The sequence below is a fragment of the Streptomyces sp. SID5469 genome, from assembly GCF_009862865.1.
In the GTDB taxonomy this organism is placed as follows: Bacteria; Actinomycetota; Actinomycetes; order Streptomycetales; family Streptomycetaceae; genus Streptomyces; species Streptomyces avermitilis.
This window is the reverse complement of sequence record NZ_WWIN01000001.1, coordinates 1,855,009-1,879,332: the sequence shown is the minus strand read 5'-3', so window position 1 is coordinate 1,879,332 and position 24,324 is coordinate 1,855,009. Positions and strand designations below refer to the sequence as shown.

At 71.4% G+C, this 24,324-nt stretch carries 23 protein-coding genes and 1 pseudogene; 9 read left to right on the top strand and 15 right to left on the bottom strand.

All coding sequences use genetic code 11. The annotated features are described in order from the left end of the window. Window positions 1-89 precede the first annotated feature (89 nt). On the bottom strand, window positions 90-785 hold the full coding sequence (locus GTY58_RS08140; RefSeq protein WP_010982974.1) for an HAD family phosphatase: 696 nt from the start codon (window positions 783-785) through the stop codon (window positions 90-92). 20 nt (window positions 786-805) lie between these two features. Next, window positions 806-1,282 (bottom strand): Lrp/AsnC family transcriptional regulator, encoded by a 477-nt coding sequence (locus GTY58_RS08135; RefSeq protein WP_010982973.1) that lies wholly within the window; start codon window positions 1,280-1,282, stop codon window positions 806-808. Window positions 1,283-1,509: 227 nt separating this feature from the next. On the opposite strand from GTY58_RS08135, the gene GTY58_RS08130 reads away from it, so the two are divergent. After that, window positions 1,510-1,860 (top strand): ANTAR domain-containing protein, encoded by a 351-nt coding sequence (locus GTY58_RS08130; protein ID WP_010982972.1) that lies wholly within the window; start codon window positions 1,510-1,512, stop codon window positions 1,858-1,860. Between the two features lie 24 nt (window positions 1,861-1,884). On the opposite strand, the gene GTY58_RS08125 is transcribed toward GTY58_RS08130, so the two are convergent. Next, window positions 1,885-2,109: a hypothetical protein gene (locus GTY58_RS08125; protein ID WP_010982971.1), complete on the bottom strand. Its 225-nt coding sequence runs from the start codon at window positions 2,107-2,109 to the stop codon at window positions 1,885-1,887. Between the two features lie 264 nt (window positions 2,110-2,373). Between GTY58_RS08125 and GTY58_RS08120 the strand changes: the two genes are divergently transcribed. The 3 genes from GTY58_RS08120 (at window position 2,374) to GTY58_RS08110 (ending at window position 7,012) form a co-directional block, all read left to right on the top strand. Then, window positions 2,374-3,882 (top strand): FUSC family protein, encoded by a 1,509-nt coding sequence (locus GTY58_RS08120; RefSeq protein ID WP_037645925.1) that lies wholly within the window; start codon window positions 2,374-2,376, stop codon window positions 3,880-3,882. Between the two features lie 437 nt (window positions 3,883-4,319). Further along, window positions 4,320-5,870, top strand: coding sequence for a nitric oxide synthase oxygenase (locus tag GTY58_RS08115; protein ID WP_010982969.1), 1,551 nt, complete (start codon window positions 4,320-4,322; stop codon window positions 5,868-5,870). A 101-nt stretch (window positions 5,871-5,971) separates the two neighbouring features. Beyond that, window positions 5,972-7,012, top strand: coding sequence for a lactonase family protein (locus GTY58_RS08110; RefSeq protein ID WP_010982968.1), 1,041 nt, complete (start codon window positions 5,972-5,974; stop codon window positions 7,010-7,012). A 122-nt stretch (window positions 7,013-7,134) separates the two neighbouring features. Here GTY58_RS08110 and GTY58_RS08105 read toward each other — a convergent pair whose 3' ends face one another. Further along, window positions 7,135-8,058 carry a hypothetical protein gene (locus GTY58_RS08105; protein ID WP_010982967.1) on the bottom strand — a complete coding sequence of 308 codons (924 nt, stop codon included), beginning with the start codon at window positions 8,056-8,058 and terminating at the stop codon, window positions 7,135-7,137. Between the two features lie 192 nt (window positions 8,059-8,250). Beyond that, window positions 8,251-9,201, bottom strand: a complete 951-nt coding sequence (locus tag GTY58_RS08100; RefSeq protein WP_037645928.1) for a BadF/BadG/BcrA/BcrD ATPase family protein — start codon at window positions 9,199-9,201, stop codon at window positions 8,251-8,253. 358 nt (window positions 9,202-9,559) lie between these two features. Between GTY58_RS08100 and GTY58_RS08095 the strand changes: the two genes are divergently transcribed. After that, window positions 9,560-10,237 carry a uracil-DNA glycosylase gene (locus GTY58_RS08095; RefSeq protein WP_010982965.1) on the top strand — a complete coding sequence of 226 codons (678 nt, stop codon included), beginning with the start codon at window positions 9,560-9,562 and terminating at the stop codon, window positions 10,235-10,237. Window positions 10,238-10,568: 331 nt separating this feature from the next. Next, a complete protein-coding gene (locus GTY58_RS40545) occupies window positions 10,569-10,889 on the top strand; it encodes a hypothetical protein (RefSeq protein ID WP_237529831.1) in 321 nt (106 codons plus the stop codon). 24 nt (window positions 10,890-10,913) lie between these two features. On the opposite strand, the gene GTY58_RS08085 is transcribed toward GTY58_RS40545, so the two are convergent. Then, window positions 10,914-11,828, bottom strand: a complete 915-nt coding sequence (locus GTY58_RS08085) for a LysR family transcriptional regulator (protein WP_010982964.1) — start codon at window positions 11,826-11,828, stop codon at window positions 10,914-10,916. A 443-nt stretch (window positions 11,829-12,271) separates the two neighbouring features. Here GTY58_RS08085 and GTY58_RS08080 point away from each other — a divergent pair, with 443 nt between their 5' ends. Beyond that, entirely contained in the window at window positions 12,272-12,574 is a 303-nt protein-coding gene (locus tag GTY58_RS08080) for a muconolactone Delta-isomerase family protein (protein WP_037646199.1), read from the top strand. 300 nt (window positions 12,575-12,874) lie between these two features. Continuing rightward, window positions 12,875-13,495: a TetR/AcrR family transcriptional regulator gene (locus GTY58_RS08075; protein WP_010982962.1), complete on the top strand. Its 621-nt coding sequence runs from the start codon at window positions 12,875-12,877 to the stop codon at window positions 13,493-13,495. A gap of 57 nt (window positions 13,496-13,552) precedes the next feature. Here the strand turns inward: GTY58_RS08075 and GTY58_RS08070 are convergent, their stop codons facing one another. The 5 genes and pseudogenes from GTY58_RS08070 to GTY58_RS08050 form a co-directional block, all read right to left on the bottom strand. Next, window positions 13,553-13,996: a VOC family protein gene (locus GTY58_RS08070; RefSeq protein WP_010982961.1), complete on the bottom strand. Its 444-nt coding sequence runs from the start codon at window positions 13,994-13,996 to the stop codon at window positions 13,553-13,555. A 165-nt stretch (window positions 13,997-14,161) separates the two neighbouring features. Beyond that, window positions 14,162-14,847: pseudogene (locus GTY58_RS08065) on the bottom strand (alpha/beta hydrolase). Between the two features lie 170 nt (window positions 14,848-15,017). Beyond that, the gene (locus GTY58_RS08060; RefSeq protein WP_037645932.1) at window positions 15,018-15,581 is read right to left on the bottom strand and encodes a CGNR zinc finger domain-containing protein; all 564 of its coding nucleotides are present in this window, start codon (window positions 15,579-15,581) and stop codon (window positions 15,018-15,020) included. A gap of 70 nt (window positions 15,582-15,651) precedes the next feature. Further along, window positions 15,652-16,632, bottom strand: coding sequence for a D-cysteine desulfhydrase family protein (locus GTY58_RS08055; protein ID WP_010982958.1), 981 nt, complete (start codon window positions 16,630-16,632; stop codon window positions 15,652-15,654). A 418-nt stretch (window positions 16,633-17,050) separates the two neighbouring features. Then, window positions 17,051-17,764 (bottom strand): SDR family oxidoreductase, encoded by a 714-nt coding sequence (locus GTY58_RS08050; RefSeq protein ID WP_010982957.1) that lies wholly within the window; start codon window positions 17,762-17,764, stop codon window positions 17,051-17,053. Between the two features lie 320 nt (window positions 17,765-18,084). Between GTY58_RS08050 and GTY58_RS08045 the strand changes: the two genes are divergently transcribed. Further along, entirely contained in the window at window positions 18,085-18,384 is a 300-nt protein-coding gene (locus GTY58_RS08045; RefSeq protein WP_010982956.1) for a zinc-ribbon domain-containing protein, read from the top strand. A gap of 54 nt (window positions 18,385-18,438) precedes the next feature. Here GTY58_RS08045 and GTY58_RS08040 read toward each other — a convergent pair whose 3' ends face one another. The 4 genes from GTY58_RS08040 to GTY58_RS08025 all read right to left on the bottom strand — a co-directional run bounded on the left by GTY58_RS08040 (window position 18,439) and on the right by GTY58_RS08025 (window position 24,256). Then, on the bottom strand, window positions 18,439-19,356 hold the full coding sequence (locus tag GTY58_RS08040) for a LysR substrate-binding domain-containing protein (RefSeq protein ID WP_037645934.1): 918 nt from the start codon (window positions 19,354-19,356) through the stop codon (window positions 18,439-18,441). 141 nt (window positions 19,357-19,497) lie between these two features. Then, the gene (locus GTY58_RS08035; protein WP_010982954.1) at window positions 19,498-21,255 is read right to left on the bottom strand and encodes an FUSC family protein; all 1,758 of its coding nucleotides are present in this window, start codon (window positions 21,253-21,255) and stop codon (window positions 19,498-19,500) included. A 99-nt stretch (window positions 21,256-21,354) separates the two neighbouring features. Continuing rightward, window positions 21,355-22,428, bottom strand: a complete 1,074-nt coding sequence (locus GTY58_RS08030) for an AEC family transporter (protein WP_037645936.1) — start codon at window positions 22,426-22,428, stop codon at window positions 21,355-21,357. Between the two features lie 124 nt (window positions 22,429-22,552). Continuing rightward, window positions 22,553-24,256, bottom strand: a complete 1,704-nt coding sequence (locus tag GTY58_RS08025) for an NAD-dependent malic enzyme (protein ID WP_037645939.1) — start codon at window positions 24,254-24,256, stop codon at window positions 22,553-22,555. Window positions 24,257-24,324 lie beyond the last annotated feature (68 nt).

Here is a 24,324-nt window from a genome sequence, read left to right as displayed (position 1 = left end):
GTGCCGGGCACCACGCCAGACCTGGAGACCTGGAGACCGGCCTGGCTCAGGGGCGCGGAAGCCGACGTCAACGCCCTACGGGCCGCACCTCAGGAAGACGGTGTCGAGCGCGCCAGCCACTCGTACGCCGCCCGCGCGGTGAACTCGGTCTGGCCGCCGCGCACCAGTAGCCCCGCGGTCGCGAACGCCGGGTCGTCGGCCTGGGCGGCGACGTAGGGGATCGCGATGCAGCGCATTCGGGCGGCGTGCGCGGCCGCGGCCCCAGGGGCGGCGTCCTCCAGGACCACACAGTCCGCCGGGGACACCCCGAGCCGGCGCGCCGCCTCCAGGAAGACGTCGGGGGCGGGCTTGCCCCGGGCGACCTCGTCGGCGGAGACGACGGTGGTGAGCCACGACGCCAGGCCCGTGCCCGTCAGGATCGCCTCGATGGCCTCCGGCGACGAACCGGAGGCCACGGCCATCGGCACGCCCTCGCCGGCCAGCAGTTCCACGAACTTCCGCATCTCCGGGTAGACCGGCGTGGAGGCGCGGGCCAGCGCCAGATAACGGCGGTTCATGTCCGCGAGGAGGTCGTCGAGCGGGGCCTCGACGCCGTACCGCTCCTTCCACAGCTCCAGGCTCTCCTGGGTGCTGATGCCGACGTACTGCTCGTGGTCCGCCCAGGTGAAGTCCGTGACGCCCTGCTCGGCGAGGAGGTGCCGGCCCGCCTCGTAATAGTTGGGCTCGCTGTCCACAAGAGTTCCGTCGAGATCGAAGACGACCGACGTGGTGCCGAGAGTGCTCATGGTGTCCAGGATGCCAATGATCACTTGGCGGCCGTGCGGCCGATCGACTCCACCAGCGGCAGCAGCCGGTGCGGTACGCGCTCGCGCAGTGCCACCTCGGTGCGGGTGCGCACCACGCCCGGCATGCTGATCAGCGACTGGATCACGTCCTCCAGATGCCCGTTGTCCCGCGCGACCACCCGGGTCAGCAGATCGCCGCCGCCGGTGATCGAGAACGCCTCGACGATCTCCGGTACGGCCGCGAGCGCGTCGCCCACGTCGTCGAGATGGCCCTGGGTGACCTCGATGTGCACGAACGCGAGCACCGGGTGGCCGAGGGCGGCGGGGGAGAGGGCCGGACCCGTGCCGGTGATGACTCCGTCCCGCTCCAGCCGGTCGAGGCGGGCCTGGAGCGTGCCACGGGCCACGCCGAGGATGCGTGCGTACTCGCGCACGCTGGTGCGCGGCTGCTCGAGCAGCAACCGCAGGATGCGGGTGTCGAGTTCGTCGACGGCCATGGTCCGTTGGCCTCCCAGCCGTCCGGCGTGATCTTCGACGACTGTACCCATGGCTCGGCCGTACCCGTGGCTCGGCTCGAGGCGAGCGGGTCGATCCGGACAGGGGGCAGGGGCGTCTCGTTCACCCTGCCGGGTAACTTCCCGCCCCCGCCGGGAATGTCCTGGAGGTCGACGGGCATCTGCGGCAGTAACAGGTTGACGCTACTTCCCCACCCCCGGAGGCAACGTTGACATCCGAGGCATACGAGCGCCCTGCGGCCCAGGAACCGTATGAGCAGGAACTCTCCAAGGCCCGACTGGAGGATGAGAACCTCCAGCTCAAGCAGGCGGTGCTGTCGCACGCCACGATCGACCAGGCGATCGGTGTCGTCGTCGTGCTGGGCGGGCTGGCACCCGGCCGGAGCTGGGACGTCCTGCGGGAGGTTTCGCAGCGCACCAACATCAAGCTGAGACACGTGGCGGAACTGATCATCGACTGGGCCCAGACGGGTGATCTGCCCAGGGACATCCGCGAGGAACTCGAGAGCGGGCTGCGACAGGCGAAATGCCGGGTCGACGGAGGAGACGGGCCGCTCTGACCGCGCCGTGGTGCCTCGCCCGGGTCAGGCTCGCGTCTCCGGCCCCCAGTACTCCGGCCCCACACCGCGCCAGTCGATCAGCGGTGAGACGGCCACCTGCACCGGCTCCATGTCCATCCCGGCCCGACGGAGGAACTCGGCGACATCCCCCAGGTTGTACGCGAGTCCCAGGATCTCCCCGTCCACACGGACGCGCCGTCCGCCCGTCGGCGAGGGCGGCGACACGATCACGGGCAGTGGTCCGGACATGTTCCCAGGATCGGCCGGACCGTCCGGTTACGCATCCGGGCCGGTCGACCGTACGCCTCGACGTCCTGCTCCTGATGACCCAATGGTTCTGCGTCGGCCACCGGTCTTGCCCGTCGATTGGGCCAATGGCTCATGTGTGAGAGGGCGACTTGAGCCATAGGACCTGTGGATGCTCTCATGTGCAGGTCGATGGCGCTGCGGACTCCGCGGCGCCTTTTGTGTGCCGGGCGGGCGCCATGGCGAAGAAATCTGGGGCGGGAAAACGTGTGGAAGAGGATGTTCGTGGCTCCGGACCCGGGATTGCTGCGTCTGCGCAGCGCCACCCGGGCTGTCCTCGGCATCGGCCTGGCGGTGACCCTGTGCGGTCTGGCCGGTCACTCTCTCGTCGGGGCTGTCGCCGGCGGCCTCGCGGCGTTGCTCGCGCTGTTCACGGTCGCCGACGCGACAGTGCGCGGACAGGCGACCACGACCGCGCTGCTGCCCGTCGTGGGCTTCCCGGTACTGGCTCTCGCCGCCGGGCTGCACGAACACCCGGTGGCGAGGGATGCCGCCTTCGTCGCCGTCGTGGCCGCGGGCGTGTACGCACGGCGATGGGGGCCGCGCGGCCATTCCCTCGGCGTCTTCGCGTTCATGGCGTTCTTCGTGGCGCAGTTCCTGCGTACCGTGCCTGATCAGCTGCCCGAGCTGTACGGCGCCACGCTGCTCGCCCTCTCGGCTTCCTCCGCTGTCAGGTTCGGCCTCTGGTGCTACGAGCGCCGTATGCCGCCCGTCGCGGCGTCCGCTCCGCTCACCGGCCGAGGTCTTGCTCGCCCGACGAACCGTCAGGCGGTCCAGGCGGCCGTAGCCGCTGCCTTCGCCCTTGTCGCCGGGCAGATGGTGTCGCCGGAACGGTGGTACTGGGCTGTCGGCGCGGCATGGTGGGTTTTCGTGAACACCACCTCCCGTGGGGAGACCCTGATTCGAGGGTTCCGCCGGGTCCTCGGCACGGTGATCGGCATCGCTCTCGGGTTGCTGGTGGTCGTCCCGCTGCACGGGGCGCCCGTACCCACCGCGGCTCTCGTGGCCGTGTGCGTCTTCGGCATCTTCTACAGCGCCCCCGTCTCGTACACGTGGATGATGCTCGCCGTGACCGTGATGGCCGAGCTGCTCTACGGGGTTCTCGGAGTGCTGGATCCGCACTTGATCGCCTTGCGTCTTGTCGAGACGGGAGTCGGGGCACTCGGCGCTGTGCTGGCCGTCCTGTTCGTCCTGCCGGTCAGCACGCACGTCATCACGGATGCCTGGATAGCGCGAGCACTTCGCTGTGTGCACCGCTGCACCGCCGAGACCGCGGCGCGTCTGCAGGGCTCGGCCACCGCCGATCCGACCGCGCACGTGGCCGAGCTGGAGGTGCTGTTGAGCCGGGTGGGCCTCTCGCTCGCCCCTCTGGTGCACCCACTCAACCCGCTGCGCGCCCGTGGTCGGCGGGCCCGACGCGTGCTCGCCCTGCTGCGTACCTGTGCGGACGAGGTGCGCGGTCTCGCCGCCATCGCTTCGGACCCCGAGGCGTCCCACGATCCCCGCCTTTCCGCCGCATGCGAGCGGGTCGAGGCGGCCGTCGAGGCGCTCACCACCCCCGGGAGTCCGGGCGTCGGGGTCCCGGCAGGCGGCAGGACGGCCGCCGGTCCGGCGGAGGAACCGGTGCTCGCACATCTGCACGGGATCGAGCGGGCCCTGCACGAACTCACCGCACCCCTGCGCGACGCCCACGACCCGGGACTCGCCCGCGCCTGACCTTGCTGCGCTCGGGGGCCGGGCGACCCGACCTTGAAGTGAGGCACATGTTTCGGCCACCTGGAGGGTGGATCAGGGCATCGGCTGGGTAATCCCGCCGCTATCGGACAGCACGGAACCCGCGGACCGTGCGGGAGCGGCCCGCGGACGGAGCCGCTTGGGGGTGTGCCATGCGGAACTTCCCACGCCGACACGGCGACGGAAGTACCGGAAGCGCCGGGAATACGGCTGGTACGGGAAGCACCGGGTCCCGGCCGCAGTGGCCGGAGGAGCCAGGAGGCTGGCTCGACCGGGCCCGGGCCCACCGTGACGGCGCGGATACGGATCCCCCGGCATCCCACGAGCCCGCCACCGGCGGCGCGGGACGTGGCCTGCGGACCGCGGAGCCGCCTGATACGGGCCAGGGCCTGCGGACCGCCACGGGACAGGGCCCGCGCATGGCCGACCCATCCGGTGTCGGGCGGGGCCGGGGCGTATGGACGGCCGACGGATCCGGTACCGGATCGATCACGGGCCTCCAGGGCCGCTTACTGGCCGACGCTCCGCCGGAAAGTGCCGCGAGTCGACCGGGCGGGGACGCGCGCGATCGGCACGGCGCGCCCTCCCGCGCACGCGGCTGGAGCACGGAGACGTGGTGCGCGCCGCACGGTCGCAAGGACACCGCGGGGGAGTCCGAGCACAGACCCCCTGGGCCGACCCTCCCAGGCGCCCGCGGGTGGGGCGCGGCGCGCACCCGCGGTGACCGCCCGGACGGGCATCCGGACCACCCGACCGGCAGCCCCACCACCGACGGGCCGGCCCGGCCCGCCCGGCCCGACCGGCGTGAAGAAGGCGACGGCCATGACGGGCACGAGGGCCAGGACGGTCACGACGGGCACGATCTCCTCTGCGCCGCCACCGCGTTCCTCACCCTCCACCACACCGAAGAACGCCTCGGCGACCCGGCCCGCCGCATCGCCGCCGCGCACGCGGAGATCGCGGAGACAGGGACGTACCGACACACCACGGAAGAACTGGTCTTCGGCGCCCGGGTCGCCTGGCGGAACGCCAATCGATGCATAGGGCGGCTGTACTGGCACTCCCTGTGCGTACGCGACCGCCGGGACGTGCGGGACGCAAAGGACGTCGCCGAGGCTTCGGCGGACCACCTGCGGGAGGCCACCCGGGACGGCCGTATCCGCGCCCTGATCACGGTGTTCGCACCCGACGCGCCCGGCCGTCCAGGACCGCGGATCTGGAACGAGCAGCTCATCCGGTACGCCGGCTACGCCCGCCCCGGCGGCGCAGTCACCGGTGACCCGCGCAACGCCGGTCTGACCGCGCTCGCCCGTCGCCTCGGCTGGCCCGGCGGCCCCGGCAGCCCGTTCGACGTGCTGCCGCTGATCGTGCAGAGCGCGGGCGACCGGCCCCGTTGGTTCACGCTGCCCGAGGACGCCGTGCTCGAAGTGGCGCTCACGCACCCCGAGTACCCCTGGTGGCGGTCGCTCGGACTGCGCTGGCACGCGGTGCCCGCCCTGGCCGGCATGTGTCTGGAGAGCGGCGGCATCTGCTACCCGGCGGCCCCCTTCAACGGCTGGTACATGGGTACCGAGATCGGCGCCCGCAACCTCGCCGACGCCGACCGCTACGACCTCCTGCCGCACCTCGCCGACCGCCTCGGCCTCGACACCCGCAGCGACCGCTCCCTGTGGAAGGACCGCGCGCTCGTCGAGCTCAACCGCTCCGTCCTGCACTCCTTCGACCGCGCCGGTGTCACCGTCACCGATCACCACACCGAGTCCCTTCGTTTCCTCACCCACCTGGACCGCGAGGAGCGCAAGGGCCGCCGGGTCGGTGCCGACTGGTCCTGGATCGTGCCGCCGATCTCCGGCAGCGCCACCCCGGTCTTCCACCGCACGTACGAGACGGTGGAACGGCACCCCGCCTACGTCCACCATCCGGAGGCGCTGGCCCGGGCGCGCGGTGAGATCGACGAGATTCTGGTCTAGATCGACGAGATTCTGGTCTAGACCGGCTGCTACGGTCGGCCCAGAGGCTCCCGAGCCCGGCCTCCCGGGCTGGAGACCCCCATCGGTGAGAGGGGACGCAGGTGACAGACGGCGGCAGGCGGCGACGACGGGCGTTCATCGGGTCGTTCACGGCGGCGGGAGGTCTCGGCGTGCTCACCGCGGCCGTGGACGAGGACACCGGCGCGCTGACGGTCCTGGGCGGCGCGGACGGCGTACCCGACCCGTCGTACCTCGCCCTGTCACCGGACGGAGGCATGCTCTACGCGGTCAGCGAGACGGCCGACGGCGCGGTGGCCGCGTACCGCGTGGAGGACGACAAGCCGGAACTGACCGCTCCGCCGGTCCCGGTCGGCGGCAGCGGGCCCACCCATCTCAGCGTGCACGCCGGTCACGTCCTGATCGCCAACTACGGCTCCGGCAGTGTCACCGCCGTTCCCCTGCGCGCCGACGGCACCCCGGCGGACGAGGGGGCCACTGTCCTCCAGCATGCCGGCGCGGGCCCGGACCCCAAGCGCCAGCAGAGTCCGCACGCCCACCAGGTGCTGCCCGACCCGAGCGGCCGGTGGATCGTCAGTGTCGACCTCGGCACGGACTCGGTGCGGGTGTGCATCCTGCACGGCGGTGCACTCGCCGTGCACCGCGAGATCGCGCTGCGGCCCGGTTCGGGCCCCCGCCATCTGGCCTTCCACCCGGACGGCGACCGCGCGTACGTACTGAACGAACTGACACCCATGGTCACCGTCTGCCGCTGGGACCCCGCCGACGGAGCGTTGAAGCCGGTCGCGGAGACACCCGTGCTGCCCGGCGCCCCCGAAGGCGACGCCTACCCGTCCGGAATCGTCGTCTCGCCCGACGGCCGCTTCGTATGGACCGCGACGCGCGGCAAGGACGTGATCTCCGTGCTCGCGGTCGAGAAGGACGGACTGCGCCTGGTCACGACGGTGCCGTGCGGAGGAGCCTGGCCTCGGGCGCTGACCCTCGCGGGGCGTTTCCTGTACGTCGCGAACGAGCGGTCGGGGAACGTCACCTGGTTCGCCGTCGACCCGACGACGGGGCTGCCACGCAGGGGCGGCTCGATCGAGGCGCCGGCGGCGTCCTGCGTGGTCTTCGACCGGGTCTAGGGTGCGTGCTCCGGACCAGCCGACCGGCTGCCTGATGGGCGTTGGCCGAGGTGGAACGCCGGAAGCCGCAGGGCCCGCCCCTCGAGAAGGGCGGGCCCTGTGTCGTTCTGGAAGCGTACGGGTCAGCGGACGGGCGCGCCCTGCGGCTGCTGCGGGGCGATACCGAGCGCCGTCGTGTACTTGGCGAGCACGAGCTTGCCGATCGCCGGGTACGGGCCGAGGGCCTCGGCGGCGGAGCAGCCCGCCTCCTGGGCGGCCGCGTCCAGCAGCCCCGCGTCGATCTCCGGGCCGATCAGGTACGGCGCGAGCGCCAGCTGCTGCGAGCCCGAGGAACGCAGCTGCTCGGCGGTGGCCGCGATCGAGCCCTCTTCGTCCAGCGCCGCCGCCATCACCGGCACGGCGAGCCGCGCGGCGAGCAGCATGCCGGTGATCCCGGCCGCCTGCACGGCCTCGTCGCCACCCACGGAGGCCAGGATGATGCCGTCCGCGGCCGTGGCCACGGTGAACAGCCTGGCCCGGTCGGCGCGGGCCAGACCGGCCTCGGAGAGGCGCACGTGGAGCGCCTCGGCGAGCAGCGGGTGCGGGCCGAGGACATCGGTCAGATCGGCCGCGATACGGCTGTCCATGACCGCCTGGCGGACCTGGCGCAGCAGCGCGCTGTCCGGTCCCGCGAGCAGGGGCACCACGACGGCGACGGGGCCGTCGGGCTCCTTGACGTCCATACCGGCGGCGCGGGCCTGTTCGAAGCGGGCGGTGCGCTCCTCGAAGGTGCGCACGAGCACGGACTGAAGCGTGGGGAACTCGGAGGTGTCCCCGTCCAGGTAGCCGATCCGGGCGTCGAGGCCGGGCAGCTCGGAGCGCGCGATGCTCACGACCTCCTCGGCGAGGCTGCGCGTGGCGGCGCTGGGGGTGCCCGGCACCGCGAGGACGAGCGCGGGCGCGCCCTCGGGAGCCGCCAGGGGTTCCGGACGGCGGTGCCGCCCGGGCTGGCGGGGTCGCGGCATTCGTACAGGCAGGCCGGACGCGGGCCCAGTGGGGGAGCTCATGGCGCCGCATGTTACTGGTTTCCTGGGCTCCCCTGTTCGGGGAGGGTGCAGGTGAGCGGTATCCGTCCGCTTTTGTCTGATGAGTTACGTACGGAATTGAAGGGATCGACACGGTCTGATCTTGCGGCTGTGCCGGAAGACGCCAGTCATCCTTTCCGCAAGGCGGATCAGTCACTCTTTTCGGTCACTCGGTCACTCGGTCACCACGTACAGCATGTGCTCGTCGCACGGGAGAGTGAGCGAACCGGCGGCCAGGTCGAGGGCGATGCGCACGGCGCCGTGCAACGGGTCGCCTTCCGCCGTCACCCGCCGTGCGTGCGGGAGCTGGACGGCCAGTTCCTCCCCCAGTGGTACGAGGAGCGGGGCGCCCATTTTGAACAGGCCGCCGGTGAGGGCGACTTGGGGATGCCCCGAGGCCGGGCAGACGGCGGCCGCGGACTCCGCCATGTGCCGGGCCGCCGTGCGCAGGACGCCCGCCGAGACCGGGTCGCCCGGTGCGCAGGCGGCCACTTCGGGTGCGAAGGAGGCGAGCACGGCCGGGCGGTCGGTGCGCGGATAGAGCTTGCCGGGCAGAGAGGCGACCGGACCGAACCTCTCCTCGGCCCGCGCCAGCAGCCGCGGAGAGCCGCCCGGCCGTCCGTCGTGGGCCCGCAGCGCCGCCTCGAGACCGGCCCGCCCGATCCACGCCCCGCTGCCACAGTCGCCCAGCAGATGGCCCCAGCCGTCCGCCCGGCGCCAGCTTCGGAGATCCGTGCCGACGGCGATGAGACCGGTGCCTGCCGCGACCACCGCGCCGGGCCGGACGCCGAGGGCGCCCGTGTAGGCGGTGACGGCGTCGGCGGCGAGGGCGACCCTCGGTACGCCGAGCTCCCGGGCCAGCGCGGAGGGCAGTTCGGCGCGCAACCCGTCGCCGAGGGTGGCGAAGCCGGCCGCTCCGATCGCCACCGCGCACGGTCCGCCCGCCTCGGCGTCGGCCAGCAACTGCCGTGCCATGGGCAGCAGGTGCTCCAGCAGCTGCCCGGCATCGATACCGCGAGGTCCGGTGCGCACCGGCTCCTTCGACACGAGCGGCGCCGACAGAGCCGCGCCCCCGCCGCCGCGCGCGGCCAGAACGGCCCGCAGTCCGGAACCCCCGGAGTCCACGGCGAGGACGACATCCGAACGTCCGGCAGCCGCGGTGGGATCGGCACGTGGTCCCGGGCCGTCCGGCGTCCCGTCCCTACCGCCCGGCGCCGCGCCTGTGGGTGTCACGGCAGGCGCCGGTCCACCGGCTGCGCCCCTTGCCGCGGGGGCAGGTCACCATGGCGGAGTGACTTGATCACTGGACGCAACACGCTCCCCTTCTTCGCGGCGACCGGCTGGGTGCTCTGTCGGACCGGTTCGAAGGCCTTCCGGTTCGAAGGCCTTGGCGAGGAGGAAGAGTAGCGCCGTGCGACGGCCCCGTGCGCGGGGCGGCGATGCCTGGGTAGGGCCCCGGTGTGTGCCAGTAGAGTGACGCGTTGTGGCACCACGACCTTTGCATGAACTCGTTGAAGCAGGCTGGGCGAAGGCTCTTGACCCTGTGGCCGGACGCATCGCGGCGATGGGGGACTTCCTCCGGGCCGAGGTGGCTGCCGGCCGGACCTATCTCCCCGCCGGGGCGAATGTGCTGAGGGCCTTTCAGCAGCCCTTCGACGACGTCCGCGTTCTGATTGTCGGTCAGGACCCCTATCCCACGCCGGGGATGGCCATCGGGCTGAGCTTCGCAGTGTCACCCGAGGTGCGTTCGTTGCCGGGAAGCCTGGAGAACATCTTCCGGGAACTGCACACGGACTTGGGGCTGCCCAGGCCGTCCAACGGCGATCTGACGCCATGGACCGAGCAGGGGGTGCTGCTGCTCAACAGGGCGCTGACGACGGCCCCCCGCAAGCCGGCGGCGCACCGGGGCAAGGGCTGGGAAGAGGTGACGGAGCAGGCGATCCGGGCACTGGTGGCGCGCGGTACGCCGCTGGTGTCGGTCCTGTGGGGGCGGGACGCCCGCAATCTGCGGCCGCTGCTCGGGGATCTCCCGGCGATCGAGTCCGCACATCCCTCGCCGATGTCGGCCGATCGCGGGTTCTTCGGCTCACGTCCCTTCAGCCGGGCCAATGAACTCCTGGTCCGCCAGGGTGCGCAGCCGGTGGACTGGCGCCTGCCTTAGGGCGCGGCCGTCGCGGCGGGGTGGCACGGGTGCCGCCCCTTGTTCGCTGGAGCGTTTCCCGTTTCCTGTTTCCTGTTCCTGTTCCTGTTCCCGTTCTCGTTCCCGATCCCGGTCGCGTCGAAGTCGCGGTCGGGATCACGTCACCTCCTTGACAGGTGACGCAGCAGGCTGCGAGCATCGTCACCAGCTGAAGAGGTGATGTCCCGTCGCCCGGCGGTTCAAGGCTGCGGAATTCCGAACGAATTCGGACCGCCATTTGGATTCCGCGTCGTAGGTCTATCGATCGCATATGAGACTTTGTTGACTCGAAATCCGGCGGAGGGGAATTGCCGTGGCTACGAGTGACCGGCAGGCCGCAGTCGAACCTGGCAAGGAGAATCGCGGCAGCCTCTCGGTCGCTGTCGGAGCGGCCGTCGTCGAAGCGGCCGTCGTCCGAGCTGCCCCCGGCGGGCCGCGTCGAATGGAGGAGGGCGAAATGCCGTACGAACAGAAGGCCCTGGATGCCGTCGAGGTGGCGCGCCGTGAACGATTCGGCAAGCTTCCGGAGCGTATCCGCCTGGCGGATACGGTTGAAGAAAAGCCGGCCACAGTCCCGGATCCGGCGAGAGACGCATACAATTACGACGAGTGGCTCGTCCGTACGTGTCTGTGAGTTGTTCCGACCTATCGGGTGCCCCTACCGCTTGTACGGGTCTCCGTCGGGCAGCCAGGCGTCCGGGGCATGGATTCCGAGGTCGCCGACGCCGTCGGTGAGGGTGTCGACGACGGCGAGTACCGCGGCGCGGACTTCGCTGCTGCGCCAGACCAGAGACCAGGTCCAGTAGATCTTGGGCGCGATCACGGGACGCTGGACCAGGTCCGGCGGCAGCGGTGTGGTCTGGCCCTTGGGAGAGTTGACGACCGGACGGCGGCCGCGGCGGACATGGTCGAAGAACGCGGGGCCCGTGACGCCGCCGTCGGAGATGCGTACCGTGCGGGCGCCGGTGTCATGGGCCAGTTGTTCGGCGTAGACGTTCCACGACGACCAGGATGTGGTGTCGTCGTCGAGCAGGACCACGGTGTCCTGGGCGCCGACACCGCTGGGGTCGCTGCCGGTGGTGACCGCGTACAGCCGATCGGCACCGATGAGCCGGGCTCGCAGGCCGTGCCGTTCCAGGTCCTCGTTCCGCACCCAGCACACGGCGAGGTCGAGGCTGCCGTCGGCGACCCGGGCGGCCTGGGCGTGCGAGGGCGCGACCCAGGCGTCGATGTGCAGTTGGGCCACCGCGGAGGCGCGGGCGGTCAGGTCGGCGGGGAGCCAGTTGACGTAGCCGAGCCGGACCGGCTCCGATCCGCCCAGCCGACGGGCACGGCGCTGGAGGTCGTCGGCCCTTTCGAGCAGGGAGCGGGTGTACGGCAGCAGGGCCGTACCGGCCGGAGTGAGAGACACGGAGCGGCGGTCGCGATCGAACAGTCGTACCCCCAGGTCGCGTTCGAGCGTCTTGATCTGCTGGGACAGGGAGGGTCCGGCGATCAGCAACCGCTCGGCGGCCCGGCCGAAGTTCAGCTCTTCGGCGACCGCGAGGAAGTACCGCAGTTGGCGCAGCTCCACGCTGTCATGCTACGTCGCTGAGAGGCTGCGCCTACCAGCAAGGAGGAAGCCGGTCGTGGCGTCCGCGCCGGCGGCAGGCACACCATGAGGACATGGAAACCCGACAGCACGCCACCGGTAGGGGTCCCGCCGGCACCCGGCAGCCGGTCACGGTGCGGCTGTTCGGCGGACCGACCGCACTGATCGAGACCGGCGGCCTGCGGCTGCTGACCGACCCCGCCTTCGACGCCCCCGGCCCCGCCACCGGCGGCACCCGCGCCCTGGCCAAGTCCCGCCACCCCGCAGGGGCGGCCGAGGGGATCGGCACACCCCACGCCGTACTTCTCTCGCACGACCGGTCCGTCGACATCGACAACCTCGGCTTCGCCGGACGCCACCTGCTCCCAACGGTCGTCTCCGGCGTTCCGGCCCGAGCCGGGCGCCACACCCAACGGAGAAACATCATGCGTGAGTTCCTGGTCGAGATCACCACCACCATCCCCGAAGGCACCGAACCGGCCGAGGTCGACCGGCGCCGTGCCGCCGAAGCGGTCCGGGCCGAGGAACTGGCCGCCACCGGCAACCTGTTCCGGCTGTGGCGCCCGGTCGGCGAGCTGCGCAGCATCGGCGTGTGGCGCGCCGCGGACGAGGACGAGCTTCACGAGAAGGTGCTCGGCACGCTGCCGCTGCGCTCGTGGATGACGCTCACCGTCACCCCTCTCGAGTCCCACCCCAACGACCCGGGCAGAGCCGACGCCACCGCGTGACAGTCAGTTCCGCTCGCGGTCCTCACCGTCGCCCGCCACGACGCGGCCGCGGCGGTGAGCCATGCCCGGCCCGGATACGTTCACCCCCGCACGAGGACTACGGCATGAACGCGGGGATCCCCCGACACTCCTCCGCCCGATCGGACGGCCCGGTCCGCTCACCCTGGGCCCACGTTGCCCAGGCCGTGGCGGCCCTGACGGTCGGCATGGGCGGGGGAGAGGCGGTGGAGACAGTTGGCGGGACCTGCAGTAGTAGACCGATCTACTATATTAGTAGTCGATCGGTCGTATACTTGCCGCATGGGACGTACCAGTGATGCCCGGGAGAAGATCCTCACCGCCGCGCAGTCGCTCATCGAGCTGCGGGGCTACTCGGCGTTGGGTACGGCCGAGATCTGTAAGGTCGCAGGCGTGCCGAAGGGCAGCTTCTATTACTTCTTCGAGTCCAAGGAAGCGCTCGCCCTCGCGGTTCTCGACGAGCACTGGGCCACCCAGCGCCGCGAGTGGACCCGCATCCTGAGCGGCGAGGCCGAGCCGCTCCAGCGCCTGCGGCAGCTCTTCGAGGAGACCGAGGCCGGCCAGCGTGCCGGGCAGCAGAGCTGCGGCACCGTCTCCGGGTGCATGTTCGGGAATCTGACCCTGGAGATGAGCAACCAGACCGAAGCCATCCGTGAGCGCCTGCAACAGATCTTCGACGCGCAGGTCGACATGGTGGAAGAAGTCATCATCGGAGCCCGGGAGCGCGGTGAAGTCGCCGTGAGTGATACTCGCGAGGGCGCGCGCTCCGTTGTCGCCCAGCTCGAGGGCCAGGTGCTCTTCGCCAAGCTCTACAACGACACCGGGCGCCTCAAGCCCCTCTGGACGAACTGTCTCGCCATCCTCGGTGCCCGTATGCCTGAGGAGGTGTCGGCCGCGAATTGAGGTTTCCGCCGCGGCGGTGCGGCGGGGGCACCCGCGTCTCGGTGCGCGGGGGTCCGGTCACCGGCCCGGAAACCGCTCCGTGATCTCCTGGAGCAGCCAGCCGTTGCCGTCCGGATCGCTGAACGAGAGGTACGAGGCATAGCTGCGACGTTCCGGGTCCGGGCCCGGTACCCGCCCCTCGTTCCCGGCGCGGTGGAACACCCCGCTCGCGTCGTGGAACACCTCGCTCACCTTGACGCCGCGATCGGTGAGCTCGGCATGGGCCGCCTCGATGTCGGAGACGATGAGGTGCAAGCCTTGCGTAGAGCCCGGCGCGGCCGAGGTGACCCCGGTGCCGAAGATGATCGAGCACGGCGAGCCGGGCGGGGTGAACTGCACCACCCGGAAGTCCTCACCGTCGGCGACGTCGGCGTCGAGCCGCCACCCCAGAGCCTGGTAGAAGTCCTTGGCTCGGTCGACATCGGCGACCGGCACCACCGCAATCTCGAGTTTCATGTCCACGACTGCCTGCTCCTGTCTTTGGTGTCAACGGGTCTCAACGGTCTCTGTGTCCATGCCGCCGGCCGCTGGCCTCTGACCACTGGGTGCTTCCGCCTGTATCCACGGTTGTGCCGGAGATGGCTGGTCGCAACCTGTGCAAAGGTCCTGGCCTGCGGTCCGTGCCGACTAACGGTGACCGAGCCCGTCCGCTTCGACGACGGCTTCGGCAAAGGCCTCGGGTGCTTCCTGCGGCACGTTGTGGCCGATGTTTTTCAGAGTCCGGTGGGCGTACGGGCCGGAGAACTTGTCGCGATAGGACGAGCCGTCCCCGGCAGGAGTAAAGGGATCCCGTTCCCCGTCCAGGGTGACCGTGGGCACGCCGATGACGGGACCTGCGGCAAGTCGGTTCTCGAGGCGGTCGTACCGAGGGTCGCCCTCGGCCAGGCCCAGCCGCCAGCGGTAGTTGTGGATCACGATGCTGACGTAGTCGGGATTGTCGAAGGCCGCCGCCGTACGGTCGAACGTGGCGTCGTCGAAGTCCCAGGTGGGGGAGTTGAACTTCCAGATGAGCCTGGCAAGGTCATGGGCGTTCGCCTGGAGTCCGAGCAGACCCCTCTCCGTGCTGAAGTAGTACTGGTACCACCACGCCCACTCGGCCTGCGGCGGCAACGGCGACTTGTTGCGTTCACGGTTGGTGATCAGATAACCGGTCACGGAGACCACGGCACGATCACCCGGTAGCCCCGCGCCGCCAGCAAGGGCGCGACACCGACGAAGCTGTGAATGTCGTGGGGCCAGCCGTGCAGAAGAACGACCACAGGGCCGTGTGCGGGACCGGCCTCCGCGTAGCCGACACTCAGCTGGCCGGGCAGGTGCTTTTGCCCCGGGGCGCGTCCTGCCGTCGCGGGGGTGCGGTGGTGGTGGGGAGGGGTATGCGCCAGGGGTCGAGAGGTGTTCGTGCTGGTTGAGAACGGGGCTCATCCGTCAGGCATGCCTGCGGGCCCTCATGCGGCAAGGCGCGGTGTCGCGGTGTCGCGGTGTCTCAGCGGGAGGCGGGTGCTTGGGCCTCCTTCTTGCGGGCGCGGTAGGCCGCGGCCTTGAGCTTGTTCCCGCACGACTCCATGCCGCACCACTGCCGGCGCATGCCTCGTGACCGGTCGATGTAGACGCGGGTGCATTCGGGATTGCCGCACTCCTTGAGCAGCGGCACATCCGGTCCGCTCAGGACCTCGACGGCATGTCGCGCCACGGTGGACAGCGCTTCTTCCGGCGTCGCGTCCGTTCGCCGCCCCGCGGCGGTGAGCTGCGGCGTCGCGGGAGGTTTCCGGGCCGCGCCGTTCACCACGGAGAGCGCCTCATCGGCGTAGGCCTCCCCGAGGCGCCGGGCGGTGACCAGCTCGTAGATGGCCTCCCGTACCGCCACCGCCTGCTCGACGTCGGCCTCCTGACTGGGGGAGACGGCGTCGACGACACCGGACTCCCGGTACCAGGCATCCAGTCGGTCCGGCGACGCGAACATCTCGAACCGCAGCGAGCGCCGAGCGCGCAGCGTGGCGGCGAAGTCGAGAGCCGGGTTCCCGCACACAAAGACATGATCCAGATTCACGTCACCATCTTGACAGGTGATCCTGACCCGTGCAAAGCTCGTCACCTGTTGAACAGGTGACGAATCGCGCTCACTCGACCTCGTAGGAGCGCAGGGTGCTGACGGAGCGCTGCACGGTCTCCGTATGCCCGAACAGGCCCGGGAGCCCCCCGGTGTGAAGAAATACGGTGCGCTGGGCCGGGCGGATGTCGCCGTCCCGCACCGCGGCGATCAGGCCGGCCATGGCGCGCCCGCTGTAGACCGGATCCAGGACGATGCCCTCGGTGCCTGCGGCGGTTCGCATCGCTTCCAGGACCGGCTCATGAAGCACTCCGTATCCCGCACCCACCTGGTCGGTGCGAAGGCGCAGGGATTCCGGGGTGATGCTGCGGCGGGTGAGTGGGCCCGCGAGGTCGGCGACGGTGGCGGCCGGCTCTGCCACCGCCCCGCAGTGAACGCCGAGGACGCGTTGCTCCCCGAGTGCGCCGACCAGTCCCGCCATGGTGCCGCCGGAACCGAGGGCGACCACGACGTGGTCCACGTCGGGCAGTTGGGAGCGCAGTTCCTCGCCGCCTTCCACGTATCCCCGCGCCCCGAGGGGACTTGACCCCCCGAAGGGGATGAGATGAGGGCGTGCTCCATCGCGGCGCAGCTGCCGGCAGACCTCGTCGGCGACGTCACCCATCGTGCTCGGGCCGCCGTCTCCGGCCCAGTGGACCCTGGCTCCGAAGAGGCTGTCGAGAACGAGGTTGCCGGAGCCGTGCGTGGCGCTGTCGGGAGTGCCGGGGAAGACGAGTACGACGTCGAGTCCCAGGCGGGCGCCGGCGGCCGCGGTGAGGCGGGCGTGGTTGCTCTGCGCGGCGCCGGTGGTGACCAGGGTGTCCGCGCCTGCCGCGAGGGCGGCGCCGACGGTCCATTCCAGTTTGCGGACCTTGTTGCCACCGCCGCCCAGGCCGATGAGGTCGTCCCGTTTGATCCAGAGGTCGTTCTCGCCGAGGCCCAGTGCCGCCGCCAGACGGGGCATGGGCTCCAGCGGTGTGGGCCACGTCGACAGGGCGATCTTGTCACTCATGAAATCTCCAGTTGAAGCGGTGCGTGCACCGGCCGAGGGCGGGTGTGGAACGTGCGGGACCGGAGGGGGCCCTGCCACTGCTCGGTGCTGCCCATCAGGCTCGCAGACACTTGCGTACGGGCCGCTCGGCGGGGTCGTACGCGTCCCTCGCCGGACCTGGAGCGGCGGTCGGCCGTGTGCGGTTCTGCTGAGGGGGCTTGCCGCTCGATCGGTGGGCCGCTGGATGGGGCGACAGCCGGGCGAAGCCGCGGGACGACAACTGGTCGAGTGCGAAGCTGCGGAGCCCACCGGGCACTGGCTCGACCTGCTCTGATCGTCTGCCCGCACCGGGACCGGTGCCACGATCGTCTTGTTCCCCGATGAATCGTCTTGTTCCCCGACGACACGAACGTTTTCCCGGCCCGCGCGTGCCCGTGGGTCAGTGCCCGGCGCTCTGGCCGCCGTCGACGTGGAGGATCTCGCCGGTGACGAACGGGGCGTTCTCCAGGAAGATCACCGCGTCGACGATGTCACTCTGCTCGCCCATCCGGCCGACCGGATGCAGGGCGGCGAGCGCCTCGTGCGTCTCCTCGGAATGCATGGGCGTCTTGATGACGCCCGGCGAGACGGCGTTGCTGCGTATGCCGCGCGTGGCGTATTCGATGGCGAGGGACTTGGTGGCGGACTGCAGGCCGCCCTTGGTCAACGAGGCAAGCACGGAGGGGACGTTGGAGTCGGCGTTGTCGACCAGGCTGGTGGTGACGTTGACGATGTGGCCGCCGCCCTGGGAGAGCATGTGCTCCAGGGCCAGCTGGGTGATGCGGAAGAAGCCGGCGAGGTTCACCCCGGTCACGGTGGCGTAGTCGTCCTGGGTGTAGTCGGTGAAGGGCTTGGCGACGAAGACGCCCGCGTTGTTGACCAAGGTGTCGATACGACCGAATCGCTCGACGCCGGTGGAGATGACGCGTTCGGCGGTGGCCGGGTAGGCGATGTCGCCCTGGACGGTCAGGACGCCCGCGTCGTTGACGGGGGCGATCGTGCGCGAGGTGGCGACGACGGCGTAGCCGAGCTTGCGGTAGGCGTCGACCAGTGCGGCGCCGATGCCCTGCGACGCGCCGGTGATGACCGCGACCTTCTGGCCTTGAGAGCTCATGGTGACTTCTCCGAAAGGGGTGAGGATGTTCCGACGAATTACTAGCCGACCGGTCTACTATTTGGAAAGTAGTCGGTCCGCAGAGCCGAGTCAAAGGTCGACAGGGCCTGTACCAGGACCGGCTTCCTCCCAGCTGGGAGACTCGTCCTCCCAGCGCAGGTCGACGCGTCCTGACGGAATTGGCCAGGCGGCCGGCCGTCAGGGGAACCTACTGGCCACGGCCGGCAGTTCAGATGCCATCACTGCCACCACGGTCACTACAGCCGCCACTGCCACCACAGTCGCCACCGGCACCGTGGCCTGACCCGGGAGGGACCAGCATGATCATCTTTGGCACCAGGGGATACCTGTACCAGCTCGCGATGCTGACGCTCGTGTGCGGCCGTTGCGGCAATCCCTCCGCGCACACGCTCAGGAAGCGCGTCACGAAGTTCACGCTTTTCTTCGTGCCGCTGTTCCCGTTCTCGACGAAGTACACGACGCAGTGCACCTTCTGCGGTGCGGAGCAGAAAGTGACCAAGGAGCAGGCGGAGCGGCTACAGGCGCAGGGCGCGCACGGCCACGGCGGTCAGACGTACGGGCAGCAGTCGCAGCAACCGCAGCAGCCGTACCAGTCCTGATCCTGAGCGGATCGGGGACCGGCGCGGTGGCTTCCGCTCCACTCGGCAGCGAGGTCAGGCGCGCGAGGTCGCTTGTGAAGCCGCGGGTGCGGCGGCCGACTTCAGGGCGTGATCGAGGAAACGCCGGGTGATCGGTGGCAGGGCACGGGAGCTCAGCCAGGCGATGCCGATGTCCCGGGCACCGTGTACGTCGGTGATCTCCAGGTAGCGGATCGGGGAGTCCGGGGGCGTCGTGCTGTCCGGCGACGACGGGATCAGGGACACACCCAGACCGGCGGCGACCAGGCCCCGCAAGGTCTCCACCTCCTCGCCCTCGAAGCCGACGAGCGGGGTGAAGCCGGCCTCGAGGCACAACGTCTCGCTGATGCCGCGCAGCCCGTACCCGGGCTTGAGCAGGATGAACGGCTCCTCGGCCACCTCGGCCAGACGGGCCCGGCGCCGCCTGGCCAGCCGGTGCCGGGCGGGGACGGCCAGCCGTAGTGGCTCCACCAGGAGACGCCGCCAGGTGATCAGGGGGTGGGCGGGCTCGCTGCTGGTGATGATCAGGTCCGCGGTGGCGTCGAGGAGGTGCCGGGTCAGTCCGATCTCGCCGTCCTGGTGCAGCTCGAACCGGGCCTGCGGGAACGCCTGCCGGAAGTCCGTGACAAGCCTGGGCACCAGCCAGGTGCCCAGGGTGTGCAGGAAGGCCAGCGACACCGCACCCGCGTCCGGGTCGACGATCTCCGCCACGGCTCGCCGGCCCCGGTCGTAGCTGTCGAGCACCGCGTCGACGTACTCCTTGAACACCCGTCCGGCCGGGGTGAGGCGCAGTACGCGTCCGACGCGCTGGAAGAGTTCCGCGCCGACCTCGTCCTCGAGCCGGTTCAGGGCCCGCGACAGGGCGGGCTGGGTGATACGGGCGTCCGCCGCGGCGTCGGTCACCGTCGTTCCCTCTGCCACGGCCTGGAAGGAGCGGAGTACCTGGAGGTCCATGCGTGCATTCTTCCTCCTCATGGGTCAGGGAGAATCCAGGCAGCAGCGGCATGGGTCACTCGCACGCAGGCACGCAGGCACGCAGGCACGCGCGGGCAGGCAGGGCCGGGTTCCGCCTTCGGCGACCCCGGACGGAACCGCCTATCGGGCCGGGCCCGCCGCGCCCGCCACCGCCTGCGCGGTCACCCTGTCGCAGAGCCGTTCGGCCGTCGTGATCGTGTCCTCCCAGTCGGGCAGTGGCCGGCCGGGGCGAGCCGGTTCACCGCGGGCGTGCGCGACGGCCCGGCGTGCCTCGGCCAGCTGGTGGTACGCGGCGCGGCGCAGTGACTGCCGCTGGACCAGGCCTGCTTCCGGAGCGACCTCGCGGTAGCGGCGGGCGGCGGCGACGGCGGCCTCGGTCTGCGCCTCGGCCCGGTTCGCCGCGGAGTCGGGCCACACCGCGAAGTGCGCGACGAGCACCAGCGCGGAGGCCAGGACGGTGTCGAGGATGCGTGTGCCGTACAGCGCCCGGTGGTCTCCGAGCAGGTCGACGAGCACGAACACGACCGCGGTCAGGCCCAGCGTGGCGAGCGCGTAGTGATGGCGCACGCCGACGGCCATCAGGGCGCCGAAGACGGCCACGACGCCGATCACGGTGTAGGTGCCGGTCGCCGCCAGGGACACCGCGCCGATGGCGGCAACGCCGACGACCGTGCCGGCGCAGCGGTGCAGCGCCCGGGTGAACACCGGGCCGAAGTCGGGCTTGTAGACGAAGGCCACCGTCATGGGGAGCCAGTAACCGCGGGCACCGTGCAGGGCCTCGGCGAGCAGATGGGCGGTGAGCACACAGCCCGCGAGCAGCGTGGCATAGCGCAGACGTGCCGCCCGCCCGGGCCACGAACGCGCCGGCAGATCCAGCGTCAGGTCGGCGGGGTCCGGTGCGCCGTCGACGGTCGCGCACAGTTCGGCCAGGGCCCGCCTGCCCGGTGAACCGGCATCGACTGCCGGCACCGCCTGCTCCGCCGCCGTATCTGCCGCGGCGGGAGCCGAGCCCCGTCCCGGCAGCAGGCGCTCGGACAGCTGCTGCGGTACGCCGGTCACGGCGGGCGGGAGCGGACGGGCCTCCCACACCACCGCCGTCACGGCCTCGCCCAGCCGTACGGCGCAGTGGAACGCCCGGATCAGCTCCCGGACTTCCGACTGCTGTCGCTGCCGGGCGCGCGGCGCGAGATGGGCGGCCATCACCTCATGGGCGTGGTTGAGGGCCAGCGTCATCCGTCGCCGGGCCTCCTCGGCGCGAGGGGTGCCGGCCGCGGCCAGTGCCTCGCCCGCGCTCCGGTACACGGCGAGCACGGCGGCCCGCTCGACGTGGTGCCGACGCCACAGCCACGGGGCCGCGGACAGCGCGAGGACGAGGGCGACACCGGCGAGCAGGGCCAGCGGCGGCTGCCACCACGGTCCCGGCACGGGGATGCCACTGCCGATCGTCACGCCGAGCAGCAGATGCATGCCCGAAACGGACGCGATCCGCCCCCGCAGGCCGACGGTGCCCGCCACGAGCGCGGCAGCCACCAGACAGCCCGCCACGGCCGCCGGCTCCCCGCTGCGCAGGGCGAGTTCACCGGCGAGCAGGCCGAGCGCGCTGGACAGGCCGGTCCAGCCCAGCCGCCGCACCCGTACCCGGTAGGGATCGGAGCCGTCCTGGCTCACGCCCCACAGGGCGCCGATCGCCGCGATCACGGACGGCACCACCCACCCCGTGCGCAGCCCGACGAGCAGCGGCAGCGCGAGGGCGACGGCACCCCGCGCCGCCGCCGCGAGGGGCAGGCGTACGGGCGTGCAGCCGGCGGCGGAACGCGGCCACCGCATACGGGACGTGCGGGGCGGACGTTCCGGTCGCGTGTCGGCTGTCGGTGTCATGCGGCCGTGTCCTTTCGCTTGCGGGTGGGCTCACTTGGCCTGCCAGGAGGGGAGTGGTCGGACCCGGGCAGGGGCGAAACGACGGCCCTGAGGCCGGAGTCAGCCGATCAGTTCGATGAGCAGCGGGAGGGTGACGAAGGAGAGGAGCAGGCTCAGTACGACGGCGGAGCCGATGGTCCGCACGTCGGCCTTCGAGCCGTGACGGGCGGCGAACATCAGAGGGACGGGGGAGACGGGGAACGCGACGATCAGCGCGGCCTGGGCGGCGTCGGCCGCGGAGGCCATGGCCAGACCCGCACCGTAGACGAGCAGCGGCAGGACGACGACGCTGGTGAGGGCGATCGCCCACACCGCGGGGGTCAGCTTCGGGCGGCCGATCCGGGACACGGAGACGCCGACATACAGCAGCGCGGCGGCCGACGCGGCCCCGGCGAGCAGGGTCAGCGAGGTGCCGGCGACCTTCGGCACACCGACCCCGCCGACCGACAGGATCAGACCCAGGACCGGGCCCCAGCAGAACGGCTCGCGCAGCGCGTGCCCGACGGTGCGCAGCACGGAGGGACGGTGCTCGGGCGACGCGTCCCCGGCGGCCACCGGGGCGGCGGCTTCCACGGATTCCCCAGGCGCGCCGCCGCCGACGGTCACCAGGGCCGGCCGCCGTACCGCGGAGGTGGCGGCTGCCGCGGTCGCGGCTGTCCGGGACGCCGGGTGTTCCGGCATGCCGAGCAGTATCAGGACGACCGGGTCGAGGACGACGTTGACGAGGATGCCCGCGACGGCGATCGGCACGGCGGCCTGCGCGGTACCGAACAGGCCCCCGAGGATGGACGTACCCATGAAGGCGTACTGCGGCTGGACGCACGCCAGTGCGAACAGGGCCGCCCGCCGCAGCGGACGACGGCCGGCGAGGCGCAGGACGCCGAGCAGGACGGCGTACACCCCGAGCAGCCCGAAGGCGAGAAGGCCCACCAGGGGCAGCTGCTCGACCAGCACCCGCCGCGGTGTCTGCCAGATGCTCAGCAACAGGGCGGCCGGAAGGGCGAGTTGCATGGTCAACTCGCGCAGCGCCTGTGCTCCGCCGGCGTCGAAGAGCGCGCGGCGGCCGGTGCCGTAGCCGACCGCGATGACGAGGAAGACCGGCACCACGACGGTGAAGATCTCGGCGAAAGACATGGCTGGGTCCATCCTTCGAAAGGGGGAGGCGCGACCGCGCGGCCCGGCGACGGCATGTCGGAGAGGCGAGTTCCGACGGTCGTCGACTCTTACGGGAGTGGGCTGATCCGTGGACCGGCGTCCGTCAGACGGCCTCGATCGGCGGGTACTCCGGCTGCCACATGGCCGCGCGGACCCGCTCCTCGACCGCGTCGTCGACGGTCTCCCGGGCGACGCCGTCCTCGACGGCGGCGCGGGCCACGGCCACGGCCACCGCGGCGGAGGTGTCCCGCAGCCGGTCGATCAGGGGCAGCACCGGCACGCCCGGCGCCGTGGCGTCGGTCTGCTCCGCGACGGCGCGTGCCGAGGCGACGAGCATGCCGTCGGTGATGCGCTCGGCGCGGGCGACGACGGCGCCCAGCCCCAGGCCGGGGAAGACCAGCGCGTTGTTGGCCTGCCCGATGTGGTGGGTGACGCCGTCGACCTCCACCGGGTCGAAGGGGCTGCCGGTGGCGATCAGCGCTTGGCCGTCGGTCCAGGTCAGCAGGTCGGCGGGGACGGCCTCGGCCAGCCGGGTGGGGTTGGACATGGGCAGGATGATCGGGCGGTCGGTGTGCGCGGCCATGGCGCGGACGATGTCCTCGGTGAAGGCCCCGCCCTGCCCGGACGCGCCGATCAGGACGCTCGGGCGCACCCGGTCGACGACCTCGGCCAGCGGAACGCCGCCGAGGGCGTCGTCGCGCCGCCAGCCGGCGATCTCGGCGCCGCGACGGACGTAGCGCAGCTGGAAGTCGTGCAGCCCCTGCTGGTCCTCGGCGAGCAGGCCGTGGCGGTCCACGGCCCAGATGCGGTCGGTGGCCTCCTGCGGCGTCAGCCCGTCGGCGATCAGGGCGTCGCGGAGCTGGTCGGCGATCCCGATGCCGGCGGTACCGGCGCCGAAGAGCACGACGCGGTGGTCGCGCAGCGGGACACCGCCGGCGCGCACACCGGAGAGCACGGCGGCCAGGTTGACCGCGCCGGTGCCCTGGATGTCGTCGTTGAAGGTGCGGACCTTCTCGCGGTACCGGTCCAGGATGCGGCGGGCGTTGGCCGGGCCGAAGTCCTCCCAGTGCAGCAGGGCGTCGGGGAACAGCTCGGTGGCCGCGGTGACGTACGCGTCGATGAAGGCGTCATAGCTCTCCCGGTCCACGCGCGGGTGCCGGTTCCCCAGATAGAGCGGGTCGTCCAGCAGCTCCTGGCGGTTGGTGCCCACGTCCAGCATCACCGCCAGAGTGCGGGCCGGGTCCACGCCCGCGGCGGCGGTGTAGACGGCGAGTTTCCCCACCGCGATGTCGATGCCACCCACCCCCCAGTCGCCGATGCCGAGGATCGCCTCGCCGTCGGTCGCCACGATCAGGTCGACGTCGTCGGCGCCCAGCCCGGACGCGCGCAGGGTGCGCTCGATGTCCTCGGGCGCGTCGACCGACAGGTACACGCCGCGCGGGCGGCGGTACTCATAGCTGTAGCGCTCGATCGCGGTGCCGACGGTCGGGGTGTACACGATGGGCAGCATCTCGGCGAGGTGGTCGCCGAGCAGCCGGTGGAACAGCACCTCGTTGCGGTCGCGCAGCGCCGTCAGATACACGTTCTTGGCGAGGTCGTTGGGCTGGGAACGGAACTGCGTGTAGGCGCGGGCGGCCTGCTGGTCCTGCGTCAGCACCTGCGGCGGCACCAGACCCACCAGGCCCAGTTCCTGCCGCTCCTGCCGGGTGAAGGCGGTGCCCCGGTTCAGCCGCGGACTGTTCAGCACGGCGTGTCCGCGGGCGGTCGTCCGGATGCGACCGTCCACGGCGTTCCACTGCGTGCCCATGAGTACTCCAAAACGGTCGGGGGCGGGGACACCGACCAGCCTGGGAGAACACGGATGCATGCGTCCAA